At 39.9% G+C, this 15,126-nt stretch carries 8 protein-coding genes; 6 read left to right on the top strand and 2 right to left on the bottom strand.

Translation table 11 applies throughout. The features are described 5' to 3' along the window. Positions 1-105 precede the first annotated feature (105 nt). From BV375_RS32430 to BV375_RS32410, 5 genes are all read left to right on the top strand, one after another. Positions 106-2,919 carry a DUF3131 domain-containing protein gene (locus tag BV375_RS32430; protein WP_243714121.1) on the top strand — a complete coding sequence of 938 codons (2,814 nt, stop codon included), beginning with the start codon at positions 106-108 and terminating at the stop codon, positions 2,917-2,919. Positions 2,920-3,263: 344 nt separating this feature from the next. Beyond that, complete coding sequence (locus BV375_RS32425) at positions 3,264-4,676, top strand: DUF3131 domain-containing protein (protein ID WP_208099222.1); 1,413 nt, start codon at positions 3,264-3,266, stop codon at positions 4,674-4,676. A 20-nt stretch (positions 4,677-4,696) separates the two neighbouring features. After that, a complete protein-coding gene (locus BV375_RS32420) occupies positions 4,697-6,712 on the top strand; it encodes a glycosyltransferase (RefSeq protein WP_086768204.1) in 2,016 nt (671 codons plus the stop codon). Positions 6,713-7,111: 399 nt separating this feature from the next. Beyond that, entirely contained in the window at positions 7,112-7,819 is a 708-nt protein-coding gene (locus tag BV375_RS32415; RefSeq protein WP_086768202.1) for a PIG-L deacetylase family protein, read from the top strand. Between the two features lie 112 nt (positions 7,820-7,931). Then, positions 7,932-8,264: an STAS domain-containing protein gene (locus BV375_RS32410; RefSeq protein ID WP_086768380.1), complete on the top strand. Its 333-nt coding sequence runs from the start codon at positions 7,932-7,934 to the stop codon at positions 8,262-8,264. A 43-nt stretch (positions 8,265-8,307) separates the two neighbouring features. On the opposite strand, the gene BV375_RS32405 is transcribed toward BV375_RS32410, so the two are convergent. Continuing rightward, complete coding sequence (locus tag BV375_RS32405) at positions 8,308-9,498, bottom strand: SpoIIE family protein phosphatase (protein WP_086768199.1); 1,191 nt, start codon at positions 9,496-9,498, stop codon at positions 8,308-8,310. A gap of 149 nt (positions 9,499-9,647) precedes the next feature. On the opposite strand from BV375_RS32405, the gene BV375_RS32400 reads away from it, so the two are divergent. Then, complete coding sequence (locus BV375_RS32400; RefSeq protein WP_086768197.1) at positions 9,648-10,064, top strand: anti-sigma regulatory factor; 417 nt, start codon at positions 9,648-9,650, stop codon at positions 10,062-10,064. Here BV375_RS32400 and BV375_RS32395 read toward each other — a convergent pair. Then, positions 10,058-14,680, bottom strand: a complete 4,623-nt coding sequence (locus BV375_RS32395) for a GAF domain-containing protein (RefSeq protein ID WP_086768195.1) — start codon at positions 14,678-14,680, stop codon at positions 10,058-10,060. The genes BV375_RS32400 and BV375_RS32395 overlap by 7 nt on opposite strands. Positions 14,681-15,126: the final 446 nt, after the last annotated feature.

Below are 15,126 nucleotides of genomic sequence, written 5' to 3'. Positions count from 1 at the left end.
ATTTTCATGGCAAAAGGGAAAATCATTTGATTGAGAAAGTTCTAAAAATATGCATTTTCCCTTAAATTACTTCTACATAAATTATTACTGAACTAATATTAAAATTTGAATATTAAAAATATGCAGCAACGCCGTCGAAAAAAGCTGTTGAGATGGATTGCCTTGTTTCTATGTGGAGCATTTTTGCAATTTTTATTTTATTTACCAATCATAGCTTTAGCTGAAAATTCTCATAGTGAGAACAATTCTAATAGTTGTAGCAATATCACTAACCCACTCACACCAGAAGAACAAAATTACGCTCGGATTGCTTGGGAGTATTTTGTTAACAATTATCAACCAGCAACAGGATTTACAAATTCCACTGGCGGGTATCCTTCAGGTACTCTCTGGGATATCGGGAATTATCTGATGGCATTAAATGCGGCGCGGTGGGTAAATTTAATTAACCAATCTGACTTTGACTCGCGACTCAACAAGTTTCTCTCTACTATCAGCAACCTCAAGCTATTTGAAGGAGCCTTACCTAATAAGGTTTACCATGCAGCCACTGGACAGATGGTAGATTACGGCAATAACCCTCTAGAACAGGGTATTGGCTGGTCAGCGTTAGACGTTGGTCGCTTACTCGCGGCATTTCACGTTATCCGTACCTGTCATCCTCAATATAATGATTGGCTAAAGGGGATTGTGTCGAAGTGGCAGGTAGGGCGATCGCTTAAAGATGGTCAACTATTTGGAGCTACAGTTTTACCTAATAAAAATACTTTGTTGGTGCAAGAAGGTCGCCTTGGCTATGAAGAGTATGCTGTTAGGGGTTATGAACTTTGGGGGTTTAAAGCACCCAAGGCTCTAGCTTTAGAACCATACAAAATGGTTGAAATTAACGGAGTTCAAATTCCAGTTGATACCCGTGATTTTCAAAGCACCAATGCTAATAATTATGTAGTCAGCGAATCTTATATTTTAGATGGCATTGAATTTGGTTTAGAGGGGTATTTACAAGATTTCGCTACCAGAGTTTTAGAAGTACAAAAGCGGCGCTTCGATTCAACTGGACAGCTAACGGCTGTTTCGGAAGATAACATCGATCAAGCACCTTATTTTCTTTATAATACTGTCTACTCTAATGGTGTTAATTGGGCAACTATTACAGATGAAAATAAGCCCTATCCACAGTTACGCAGCATCAGCACTAAGGCGGCATTTGGCTGGCGCTATCTTTTTCCCAATAATACTTATGCGCAGAAAGTTTTTGATGCGGTGAAGGATTTGCATAGCCCTCAGGGTGGTTTTTATGCTGGGCTGTATGAGGAATCAAAACAACCAAATAAAGCTCTGACAGGCAACACCAATGGGCTAATTATGGAGATTTTATATTATAAAGCCAGAGGTAATCGCCCACTTATTGGAGCTAGTGGGGCAAGTATTGCAGCGTCAGCTTCGCAACCACAACCATCAGATCCAATTGCCAAAACGCCCCCTTCAACAGTTACAAATAACCCAGTTAATCCACTCTCAACTCCAGCCGCAGTGGTAGTTGCACCCATCCCAGCAGTAGGCAATCCTCAGCCATCCTCCTGTCCAGTACCAGTTAAACCGTTAACGGTGATCCAAAAGCGCTATGCTGAGGCAGCTTGGGCTTATTTCCAAGCCAACTTACAATCCAGCACGGGATTGGTGAGCGATCGCTCTGATGTCAAAGGCGCAACTTTTTGGGGATTGGGAGATTATCTAGCCGCACTACATGCAGCTAGGACACTTGATATGATCTCGTTAAAAGAATTTGATCGGCGCACCCGTCAACTTTTAGCAGCGATCGCGCAGATGCCTCTGTTTGCTGGGGAATTACCCAACCGAGGTTATGATATCAAAACGCTGCAACCTGTAGATTATGGTGCTAACCCAGTTCCCGAAGGTACTGGCTGGTCGGCTTTAGATGTGGGGCGGATGATGGCAGCACTTTATAATTTGAAAACCTGTCATCCAGAATATACAGCAGCAGTCGATCAAATTGTTCTAGATTGGTCTTATTTGCGGGTAGTGCGGAATGGTGTGATTGCTAGTGCCACCGCGAGCAAAGATAAAAATGGGCGATCGCTCCCTCGCGTTAAACCAGAAATCCGCTTAGGTTATGAAGAATACGCAGCACGTGCTTTTCAATTGTGGGGGTTTGACGTCGATGGCTCTGCGGTTGGTGGTAAATATAAAACTGCTACAGTAGAAGGTTTTCAAGTCCCTATTGAACGTACTCGCACAGATACCAACTCCAAAGTTAATCAATACACAGTTAGCAATCCTTTCCTACTGTATGCCCTAGAGTTTGGTCTAGATCCCCAAATGCGATCGCTATTTACACCAATTTTCCAAGCTCAAGCCGAACGTTACCATAGCACTGGAAAACTCACTGCCTCAGCAACTACTTTGATTGAGCGTCAGCCTTACGTTGTCCACAGCACAATTATTGCTCATGAGCAACCTTGGATGGCTTTAGGAGATGACGGTAAACCTATAGAGGACGGGCGATTGGTAAGTACAGCAGTAGCATTCGCATATCATGCGCTGCTGCCAGAAGATAATTATGCCCAAGAGTTAGTCAGGGCGACGACTGATTTATATAACCCACTGCTGGGATTTTATGAGGGTTTTTCCGAAAAAACTGGCAAATTTACCCTCGGTTTTAGCGGCAGTACCAATAGTATGATTCTGCAATCCTTGCTATATATGGCAACCAAGCAACCTCTGATTCGTCCAACTACCGCTATGAATTCTCCTTGGTGGCGAGCAGTGAGTAGCGGCTATTCCGATCGCGGTTTACCTACTACTGCTAAACAGAAATCGCGCTTTGTTTCTAAGACTTCAGGTAATTACTGGATTTCTAACAGTAGTGATAGTCACTCAGTAACTCAAAACAGATAAGAGAATTTACTAGTTATCTCGTAGATTGTAACGGTACGGCACCCATAACTTTTGGTCTCTACAGTAATCTTATCGATGCCGTGCCCTACAGCGTATTATATTCCAAGCTAACTGAACTGTATTGCGATATAACACCCAATTACAAATCACTATATTTGCAGCAATCTTCAGTATTAACCCTTTTTCCATCTCCATGATTTCCAGGGTGTACATTAGATTTTTTTCTGTATAAATTTATAAAAAGGATATGAATCCCGATTTTCAATCTTGAGTACTAAAGTATACTTGGCACAAGTCAAGTAAGCTTTAAGCAAAAGATAACTGATTTAGTAAGGATAAACAGGGTGATTCTGCAATCAGTATTGTATGTAACAACTAATCAGCAACCGTCAGTTTGTGCTACAGACATATGGCAATGTCCGCCCTCTATAATCATTGCTGGCCCTAATAATTTTTATCCTGAGCCGCAGGTTTCAGAACCTGCTACACCTGTAGAAAATGTACCGCCATCGCCAAATCCTGCAATCAGCCCACCATTAGCTCCGTTAAAGCCTAAAGTCGCTCCACAGCCACCTATTATCCCTTCTAGGCATCTCTCTCAACCGCGATTGACTAAAGAAGCAGATATAATTGCTGCCCAACGTGCTTGGAAGTATTTTGAACGCAACTGGAATCTGCAAACCGGTTTAGTAAATTCGGTAGACAACTTACCGTGGACAACTTGGTGGGATCAAGGTAGTGCTTTATTAGGAATTCATGCAGCGCAGCAATTAGGTTTGTTGCCGACTGATTTATTTCGACAACGTATGAACGCCTTGCTTAGGACTTTAGAAACCCTACCGCTACCAGCTACAGGGTTGCCGAATAAAGCCTATAGCACTCATACTGCACAAATGCGAAAACTTAATGACAGTCCCGATCCTCAGGGTAAGAGTGGTTGGTCTGTTCTAGATTTAGCAAGATTTTTACTAGCCTTGCATATTTTGCGATCGCATTATCCAGAGTATAGCGATCGCATTAACCACATTGTCGCTCGCTGGAATTTAGCAAAACTGGTCAAAGATGGTTGGTTGAATGGCGCTATTCCCGAATCTGGAGGGAAATTTCGCGAAGTGCAAGAAGGGCGCTTAGGCTACGAACAATATGCCGCTTATAGCTTAAAACTGTGGAATATTTACGCCGCAAAAGCTCTTGATCATCCACCAGTAGAAACAGTGCAGGTAGATGGTGTCACCTTACTAATAGATAGACGCAATCTCAAAAATTCTGGGGCTACCAACTACCTAACAAATGATCCTTATCTGCTTTGGGGCTTGGAAATGGGTTGGACAGATACGGTCAAACCTCAAGTTCAAAATCTCTTGAAAGTCCAAGCACAAAGGTTTAAACGTACTGGTATTTTAACGGCTGTCAATGAAGATTCTTTAGATCGTCCCCCTTATTTTTTGTATTACAGTGTCTACGCCAATGGTCAACCTTGGCAAGCTACTAGTGTTAGGGAAAAAACTTATCCCCATCTGCGATTTATTAGTACTAAAGCTGCGTTTTCTTGGTATGCACTGATGCCAGATGATCCTTACAGTAAAAAGCTGCGAGACTTTGTTCAGAATTTAACTAGCAAAAATAACGGCTACTTTTCTGGGCAATATGAAAATCAGCAGCTTGGGATTAATAGTTCGCTAGATGTTAATACTAATGCAGCTATTTTAGAAAGCCTACTGTACCAAGCTAGAAACAAACGTCCGCTAATTTTTTAATTTTATTTTTGGTAGTTAAGATGACTTCAATATCCGTAGTTGACAATACATCAAACTTTTCTGGAAACAGTCGTTCGAGTCTCAAAAAAAGAACGCTACTCTTTCGCTATTTAGCAGAAATAAATTTAATTTTTGGGGCTTGGTATTTACATTGGCGTATTACTCATTCCATCAACTTTGATGTGCTTTGGCTTTCGATTCCGTTGCTAATAGCAGAAATTTATAGCTATGTCGGCGGGATGATGTTTGTGATTGGATTGTGGCGACCCTTAGTGCGGCAGATTAAGTCACTCGATCAAATGTCGCCTCCTTTTCCCACATCCAATTGGCCAACAGTTGATATATTTATCGCTTGTTACAACGAGCCACCAGAAATTGTAGAACAAACTGCCAGAGCCGCTTTACGCATAGATTATCCTCCCAATAAACTCCGAGTTTATATATTAGATGATGGCAATTCTCCCGAGATGCGAGCTATGTCAGAAAAGCTAGGCATAGAGGATTTACAATCACCGCTATTACAACAGGAAGCTAGGCGAATTGAGGCTGAAATTTCTGCATTGATGAAGCGATCGCACGAATTAGAAAACCTCAAACCGACTTTGCTAGATGTTGAAGAATTTCTAGAGAAATTACCTCCAGATAAATTCAAAAATAGCGAAGATACTAGCACGAAGTTTTTACAAAGTCTAAGACAATTTATTCTTTGGTTAAATCTCAATCCGCAAAATATTGATCGTGCTTCTGGAGACAGCATTCATCAAAGTCTCATTGCTGAGAATAAATTGTTAGAGGAAGCTATTCACCAAAAATCATTAGAATTGGTAGAACTTGCTCGTTTGCGTTACATTGCGCGTCCGAAAAAACCTGGTGTCGCCCATCATGCTAAAGCAGGTAATCTCAATTACGCAATTTTTTCTGGGGAAACTTCTGGAGAGTTTATTCTAACTTTAGATGCAGATCATATTCCTAAACCACGCTTTCTCAAGCGAGTATTACCGTATTTTTATAACTACAATTTATTTATCGGAAAATACGAGCAGAACCAAATTGCCTTTGTGCAGACACCCCAAGATTTTTATAATATTCCTCCAGGCGATCCTTTTGGACATCGAGCTAATTTATTTTACGGGCCGCTACAACAAGGTAAAGATGGCATGAATGCGGCTTTCTATACAGGAACCAATGCAGTATTAAGAAGAGAGGCTTTGATTAGTGTTGGATTACAATATTTTTCCGATGAGTATACCAAAGATGAAAAACGGTTAGATGAATTTCAATTAATTGGTGGCGTTTCTAGCAATAGTATTACAGAAGATATGAATACAGCTATGCGGTTGCATAGCGCCGGGTGGAAATCTGTTTATCACCATGAACTGTTAGCAGAAGGTTTGGCTCCAGATGATTTGAGTTCTACGCTCAAACAACGTTTACGCTGGGCACAAGGGACTATTCAAGTACTAGTCAGAGAAAATCCCTTAACTAAATCAGGGCTAAGTTTTTGGCAACGTCTGCAATATTTTAAGACAATGTATAGCTATTTTTCTGGGTTTGCTACTATTATTTTTATCTGTTGTCCAATTATCTACTTTTTTACAGGAATCATTCCAGTTAAAACCTATGGCAATGATTTTGCCTTACACTTCTTTCCGGCGTTTATTATTAATAGATTGACCTTTATTACTGCTGGTTGGGGTATTCCAGCCAGGGAAATATGGCGTTCTGAACAATTTGCGATCGCGCTATTTCCTTTGCTAATCCAAGCAGTATGGAGTGTATTTTCAGGTAGACAGATTAAGTTTCAAGTTACACCCAAGCAACGGCAATCAGGTATTTATATCCAGCTAGTTTGGCCACAACTACTAATTTTTACCTTAACTATTTTAGGCATCATCTGGACTCTATACCGCTTTGCAATTGGTAGTTTGAACGAGCCTTGGGTACACTTGCTAAATGGCGCTTGGGCTATCTATAACTTACTACTCCTCTGGTCTATTATCCGCGCTGCTTTCTGGCAACCACCACAAGATATTTAATTCAGACTATATAAGTAGGTCGGCGTGAATATTTATCGTTGGAATGAGGCAGGAGGCAGAAGGTGAGCCAGCGCAGTCTTGGGGGTTTCCCCCATGAGCGACTGGCGAACCCGAAGGGCAGGAGGGAAGAGGGTTTAAGCCTATTTGATTTTTCTTAACATAGTTTTGTTTTTCCACACCGTTCTACTTAGCAATCCTAAATCTTTATCTTTCGGCGTTGCTAAAATATAGGATGATTTCGCCTAATTTGGAACAAATGTACAATAGTTTAAACTGCCAATTTATCCCACATTTATCTAACGCTCAATCCTAAATCTTTCATAAAAAATCCATTGCCTATTGCCTGTCGTCAACAGTAAATTGAAAAATCAAATAGATCTAGTATTGCAGAAAGTATCTATGCAAATTTCTTCAGATTCTCATAATTATAATCAGCAAACTGTTTTAACAATTTATGCTCATGCTGATGATGAAGTACTACCAGCCGCTGGTACTCTCAATCTAATGTCTAAAGCGGGGTGGAACGTTCGTTGTTTAATTTTAACAGATGGTAGTCTTTCGAGTTCAGCCGTTAAAGGTACACGTCATCAGGAAGCAGAAGCAGCTGGTAAGATAATCGGTGCAAATTACGAGTTTTATGCTCTTGAGGAGTGTAATTTTTCAACACAAGCAGTAATCAAAGTTGCTGAAGAAGCTGTTAAGTATTGGCAACCAAATCTCATCATCACTCATGCACCACAACCTGAAAAATATGGGCATAGAGATCATGAAGTCTGTAGTATTGCAGTTTCCAATGTTGCTACCCGCAAAAATATTCCTTTATGGTATTCAGCACCACCAGTTTTCTTACGGGGATTTGAACCAAATTTTTTTGTAGATATTACCTCAGTTATTGAGGAAAAAATAGCTGCTATTGGTTGTTATGAGTCAGAAACATCAAAAGTATTTATGCAACTTGATGCCATACTTGTTTTGTCTAGATTTTGGGCGCGAGAATTAGGCCAAATGGAAGGCTATTTTGAGGCTTTTGAAATTTCTCGACAATGGGTAAATGCTAACTTCTTTAATGCTATGGCAAATATTAGCGCTCAAAAGATAAGCTCATAATAATATATCTGATTATATTTAAATATCTTGCTAGATGTATTGCAGTTTTCATTAGGTAGGTGCCAAAATAGCAATGTATATTCAATCATCACAGTTACAGGTAAATCGACCTATGAATATTAAATTATCAATAATAGAAATCTCTGGCATTCTAGATGCTAATAGAGGTAATCAGTTACGGCGTGAGGTTAGCGATATTGTAGAGAAACAAACAGAATTAGATGTGTTATTAATTGACCTTAAAGAAGTCAACTTTATGGATAGTTCTGGTTTAGGTGCTTTAGTGTCATCTTTGCAAATAGTCCGAAATGCTAATGCAAAACTCTTTGTCTGCTCTGCCAGTGCTCAAGTCAAAATGTTATTTGAACTGACTAAAGTAGATAGAATTATTCAAAACTTTGCTGACCGGGAGGAATTCAAACGCCAAGTGTTGTCAGTGCAATAAGCGATAACACAGTTGATTGTATAAATATGTAGATTGGGCTAGACTAACCAAAGTTAACCTTCAGCAAAGATAAGTCATCATCAAGATTTTCTTGGGAATTTAAAGTCAGAATCTGTGCTAATACTTGCTTAAGTGGGCTAGTATCGATATTGCTACAGTTGATTAACAAATCAATCAAAGCATTGAGACCCCAAAGTTGACCATTTGGCTGATGAATTTCATAAGCACCGTCACTAAAGATATATAAAGTGCTGTTGGCGGAGATTTCGATAATTGCATCTTCAAAGTGGACATCAGGCAAAAAGCCAATGGGCATATCTAAAGAACTTAGCTTTCTCACATCGATATCTGTTGGATCTTTACCAGAAACTAGTAAAGCTGGTGGATGTCCAGCATTAGCGTAAACAAGCTGACGTTGCGGGCGATGATAAACTCCATACCAGATGGTAAAGTACTTATCGCTGTGATAACTCATCTGAAAAGCTTGATTGAGAGCTTTGAGAACTTCACTTGGTTGACAAAAGTTAGTGTTGGGTAGAGACTGCGATCGCAAGAGATTAAGCACAGATACAGATAACAGCGCTGAACCAACTCCATGTCCTGAGACATCCAATAGATAAATTGCTAAATTATCCTGATCAAGCCAGTAATAGTCAAAGCAATCGCCTCCTAATTGTGCTGAAGGAATAAACAGTGCTTCTGTGGTAACTGTTCCTAGCAAAGGCGGCGGTAAAAGCGATCGCACATAATCAGCTGCTTCAGCTAATTCTGCTTCTAAAATTTGCTTTTGAGTTTGCAAATTCTGGTTAAGTTGCTCTAAAGCTTGTTTTTGACTTTGTAAAGCTTGATGAAGCTGGTGTAATCTTAACCCTGCTCTTACCCTTGCCTTTAATTCATTCATCTCTATTGGTTTGGAGACAAATTCATCCGCACCTGCATCTAATCCTTGAACTCTATCTTTTTCCTCTCCTGGAGCTGCACCTTTAGCAGTCAGCAGAATGAAAAAAGTAGTTGCCAATTCTGGATCTGCCTTGATCCGACGACAGACTTCTAATCCGTCTATCTTCGACATCATCCAGTCACAGATAATTAGAGCCGGACGTAAGCTGTTTGCTAATGTAATTCCTTCTTCACCATCGCTGGCTGTTGCAGTCTCATAACCCTGGTTTTGGAGTGTTCTTTTGAGTGCTGTACGCACGATCGGGTCATCATCAATAATTAATATTTTCAACATAAATTATATTTAATTAAATTCTGCAATAATTCCTTAATCTCATTTAAATTAACATTTTTTTGATTGGTGTAATATTAATAAATAGTCAAATATCCAAAAATATTATATATGCTTGATAAAAACAAATTCATTAAAGGTTTACTTAAAAAGTGATCAATAAAATTAATTTCAGAGTTAATACTGATTTGACTGTTGCTTCACAAGTTTTATCATGGTTTGATCGGATAAATCATCCACCTATTCCTGACACAAGAATCTGGTGGGAATGTCAAACCCTTTTAATGGAAGGCTTTGCTAACATTGTTGAACATGCACACAAAGATTTACCTATTGATACATCAATTGAGTTAGAAGCTGCACGCTTCAGCGAACGCATAGAAATTCGGATATGGTCGCAAGGTAAGGCCTTTGATTTAGATAAAAAATTAGCAGAACTATCTGAATTTGAAGATAATGAGCTAGACCGGGGACGTGGTTTAAAAATTATGTCGGTAATTGCCGATCAGTTAACTTATAAACAAGCAGCAGATAATCGTTACTGTTTATTTATTTGTAAATATTATTGAATACCATTATTTCTTAAGAAGACTTGAATCTGGTTGATAGATTCTGCTAAATCATCAATTAACTTAGTAGTACCTCTACGCTCTTGATGATGAGCTAATTGTTCTAATTGCTCTGCTGCTCTTTGCATAGCTGTGATTCCCACATTGGCACTAGCACCTTTGAGGTGATGAGCTTCTTGTGCAATTTGCTGAAAGTCATTACTGGCGATCGCGGCTTTAGTTGCTTCTAAATGAGCCTGGGTATCTTCAACGAAGATTTGCAATAGCTCAAATTCAAATTCTGTGTTGTTTTCCGAAAGCTGATGCAGGTGTTCCCAATTGATCGGTAGATTGAATGAATCGGCATCTATTGTTGTTCTCTCAGGTTCAACAATTGCGGCTTCTTGTGTCTTCAGGATTGCCCCCCAATGCTCTAGCCTCGCTGCCAATTTTTCTTTCATCACTGGCTTGCTCAGATAGTCATCCATGCCTGCATCTAAACACATTTGTTCATCTTCTTTCATTGCATTAGCAGTCATTGCAATCACCACAGGGCGACGATGACTAGCAAAGGCGCTCTCTTGCCAACGATGAATTTCTTTTGTGGTATCTAAACCATCAAGAATCGGCATTTGGCAATCCATGAGAATCAAATCATAGGGGATTTTTTCTAATAACTGTAATACTTCTCTACCATTGGCAGCAACATCGGCACTATAGCCCAAACTTTCGAGCTGTTTGAGAGCGACTTTCTGATTAACTAAATTATCTTCAGCTAAGAGAATTCTTAACTGGTATTTATGAGAATTATTCTCTACTATACGTGGACAATTTGATAGTTTTGTAACATCTGATGCATCAGAATCATCTGGTTTTGGCTCAGTTCCTAAGTTAGTCATAATAGTGTCGAGGAGGCGAGATGGTTTAACAGGTTTGACCAAATAAGCAGCAAATCCTATTGTGAGCGCTCGTTGGATTTCATCCCGTTGATTAGTAGAGGTAAGCATAATCAACGGTATATTAGCAATGGCAAAATTGGCTTTAATTTGTGTTCCCAAAGTCATGCCATCTATTTCGGGCATCTGCATATCAATCAAGACGACATCATAGGGCTGTTTTTGTTCATCAGCTGCTTGCATATTTCTCAAGGCTGTAGCCGCACAGTCAGCTGTGTCTACCTGCATTCCCCAACGGGTAGCTTGATGGTAAATAATTTTCCGATTAGTAGCATTGTCATCCACTACTAACAAACGGCGATTGTTTAGCAGTCCGCGATCGCTGATTATAGAAGCAGGCTGGAGTTGCTTAACAAAAGTTACTTCAAACCAAAATTTCGATCCTTCCCCGAGCTGGCTTTCTACACCAATTTCTCCTCCCATCAAAGTCACTAGTTGTTTGCAAATAGCTAATCCTAAACCTGTACCTCCATATTTGCGAGTAGTGGAAGCATCCACTTGAGTAAATGGTGTAAAGAGTTTGCCTTGGTCTTCCAAAGCAATACCTAGACCTGTATCTGTGACAGCAAACTGGATAGTAGCTGTAGTTAATGTTTCATCTCGCAATTCCACCTTGACTACGACCTCACCAACGCTAGTGAACTTGATAGCATTACTGAGCAGGTTCACCAAAATCTGTCGCAGACGGCTAGCATCTCCTTGCAGCTGGATGGGGACGTTGCGATAAATTAACGCTGCAATTTCCAATCCCTTATTATTGGCATGAGAAGCCAACAAGTCTAAGACTTCTTCAATACAGGTCGATAAGTCAAAGTCTAGAGTTTCGAGAACCAATTCCCCCGCCTCTAGTTTGGATAAATCCAAAATCTCGTTAATTAAGGATAAAAGAGCGTCTCCACTAATACGTATAGTTTCGATAAAATCTCGCTGTTCTGGGTTGAGAAATGTTTCTAACAACAAGCCAGTCATTCCCAAAACGGCATTCATAGGGGTGCGAATTTCATGACTCATGTTTGCCAAAAAAGCACTTTTGGCTTGAGATGCCAACTCAGCTTGGTGACGAGCTAATTCAAGTTCTTGTCGCTGAGTCGTTTCTGCTTCTAATAATTGGGCTTGGGCTAAAGCAATACCGATTTGGTCAGCTAATTCCTGCAAAAATTCAATTTCCCAACTAGTCCATTGGCGGGGATGGTTGCACTGATGGGCAATTAGTAATCCCCATAGTTGCTTTTTGAGTAAAATCGGGACAACTAGATTAGCTTTGACAGCAAATTGTTGGAGTAATTCAAGATGGCAAGGTTTAAGGTTAGCTTGCTCTATATCAGTAATGGCACTAATCCTTCCCTGACTATATTTCTGGATATAATCTTGTGAAAAACAAGGCTCAACGATGTTCTGTCCCATGACAATGGGCAATCCAGGTAGCACGGCCTCTTTTAGCGGTGTTAAATCGCCATTTGATTCCAACTGCAAAATGAGGACGCGATCTGCTTGTAGCAGCGTTTGCACTTCTGTCACGCTGGTTTGCAGAATGTCATCAATTTGTAAAGACTCACGAATTTTTAAAGTGACATCAGCTAACAATTGCGATCGCAAGTTCTGGCGTTGGAGTTCTTCTTTTGCTTGCTTGCGCTCGATAAACTGACCGACTTGGTTACCAATAGAGGTCATACTCATGAGCAAATCTAGATCAATTTGCTGCTTTTCCTGCTTAAAGAAAGTGATGACACCAAAGGTTTTATTGCGACTATGGATAGGAAACCCAAAAGCTGTATGTATTCCGGCTTGAGCAGCGATTTGGGTACGGACGAAGTTTGCATCTTCAACGACATTATCAATCCAAATAGGCTTGTTCTCATTCCATATCTGACCAGGTAATCCAACTCCCAGTGCAAACGTAGCTTGTCGGGTGGCGACCTCAAACTCTGGGACTTCCAAAGATGCTTTTTGCCACATATCGAGACAACGCAGCAGATTTTCTTGCGGATCTACTAGCCAAATTTCCCCCAAATCCCATCCTAAGCTTTCACAGATTCTTTGCAGGATCAGGGGAGTAGCTTCGCTAATTGTGTTAGCTGCTGTTAAGACACTGGTTGCGGCATATTGAGCGCTCAGGTGTTGTTCTGCCCGTTTGCGTTCACTAATATCAATCCCAGTACCGATAATATATTCAACATTACCCTCATCATCTTTCAAGATGGTGTTTGACCATGCAATCAACCGCCGACTACCATTCTTTGTTAACCAGTAGTTTTCGTAATTTTTTACACCTGTACCACCTTGTAGTTGTTGAAAAACTGCTTTGACTGGCTCGACTTCTTCAGGAATCAGAAGAATGTTCCAGAAATACCTACCTCTGACTTCATCAAATGAGTAACCAGTTGTTTGCTCGCAAGCTTGATTGAAGCGAACGATTTGCCCTTGGGCATCGAGCACTAGTACCAAAGCTCCAGCTGTATTCAGAACTGCTGAAATAAAGTTACGCTCTTTTTCTAATATTTCCTCTGTCCGCTTCCGCTCAGTTACTTCTCGGTAAATGAGGTTGTAGACAACAGCGAGAATGAGAAAACACAAGCAAATGGCGATCGCAAATGTCCAAATTGTATTCCATCCACTAGCTGTTACTGCTGCTCTGTGTTGTTGATGTAGCTTTTTTTCCTCGTTCTCCATCTCAGCAATCAACTTGCGGATATCATCCATCAGAATTTTGCCTCGATTTGTCAAAACTAGCTTTAAGCTGACATCAAACCCTTTATTTTGGCGGAATTCTATCGTTTCCTTCAACTCTGCTAGTTTCGCTGCAATCAATCTTTCAAGGGTAGTGAGTTGCTGCTGTTTTTTGGGTTGATTTGCTGTTAACTGTTTCAGCTTTTGAATTTCTGCATCAATATCGGCAATTGCTGCTTGATAAGGTTGTAAATAAAGTTCTTCTCCCGTAAGCAGATAACCACGTTGTCCAGTCTCAGCATCTTTTAGTAGAGATAGTAGTTTTTCTTGAGTGTAGATTTTCTCTTCAGTAATTTTTTCTTGGTTAGTAGTATTAATCAATAATTTAGTATTTTGATAGAAAACCATACCAGTCAAAATTAATAGCGTTGCTGCTAATCCAAATCCTGCTGCAATTTTTTTTAAAAATTTAATACGTGTTTTTTTAAGATATTTGCCTTTTTGATTTGTCAATACTAAACTTGCTAAATTGCGCCGCAATTCCATTTGCCTAATGACTTGGCGGCCTAAAATCCGTAATGCCTCCGTCTGTTCCGCTGTTAGGTTCCGTGGTACATGGTCAATTACGCAGAGTGTTCCTAACCCATAACCTTCAGCATTAATCAGAGGTACACCTGCATAAAAACGTACATGAGGCTCTGACGTAACTAGAGGATTAGCCGCAAATCGTTCGTCAGTTGTGGCATCGGGAACTACAAAAATGTCAGGTTGTAGGATAGCATGAGCGCAAAATGCAAGATCGCGGGGCGTTTCTAGGGCTGCCAAACCGACTTTTGACTTAAACCATTGACGATTGCTATCAATTAAGCTGACTAAAGCAATCGGTGTACCACAAATATATGATGCTAAATGAGTAAGTTCATCAAAGGCTTCTTCAGATACTGTATCGAGGATCTGATACTGCAAAAGTGCTTCAATTCTCTGTGCTTCGTTATCAGGGAATGGTGGTTTCATCCTTGAGCTTGGTTTAGAAATATTAATAGGGTGATTATTGCCTAAGTAATTTTTACTATAAAAAACAATTTAATAAGTATTTATTTGAACTAGTTATTATGAAATTGTTATATCAATAATGATACTTTTTAGCCGAAATAGTTATAGTAAGTTCACTGATATAGCAGTCCTATTTCATTTGTGAAAATTTGTAGAGCCTTCTTTCTTGTTCGCTGACTCAACGAGTAATTTTAAAACTCATATACAGATTGCTATATAAGAGAAACAGCCTGTCTGGTTTTGCACAGTGTGGAGATAATTGTTGCTTAATCGGTAAACTATGGCACATAAGACATGGGATCAAAGGTCGTATTTTTAGCTTTGTGGCTGCAACAGATTTGAACAACCGCAGAAAATTAGAGAAATAGTCAACAATAAAATCGCGATTGAATCGTAGGATGAAAAGG

The organism is Nostoc sp. 106C (assembly GCF_002154725.1).
Lineage (GTDB): Bacteria > Cyanobacteriota > Cyanobacteriia > Cyanobacteriales > Nostocaceae > Aulosira.
This window is presented reverse-complemented; position numbering and strand designations above follow the sequence as displayed.

Excerpts from the sequence above, each read along its gene's own strand:
- BV375_RS32420 (WP_086768204.1), top strand. The coding sequence starts at position 4,697 with ATGACTTCAATATCCGTAGTTGACAATACATCAAACTTTTCTGGAAAC.
- BV375_RS32415 (WP_086768202.1), top strand. The coding sequence starts at position 7,112 with ATGCAAATTTCTTCAGATTCTCATAATTATAATCAGCAAACTGTTTTA.
- BV375_RS32410 (WP_086768380.1), top strand. The coding sequence starts at position 7,932 with ATGAATATTAAATTATCAATAATAGAAATCTCTGGCATTCTAGATGCT.
- BV375_RS32405 (WP_086768199.1), bottom strand. The coding sequence starts at position 9,498 with ATGTTGAAAATATTAATTATTGATGATGACCCGATCGTGCGTACAGCA.
- BV375_RS32395 (WP_086768195.1), bottom strand. The coding sequence starts at position 14,680 with ATGAAACCACCATTCCCTGATAACGAAGCACAGAGAATTGAAGCACTT.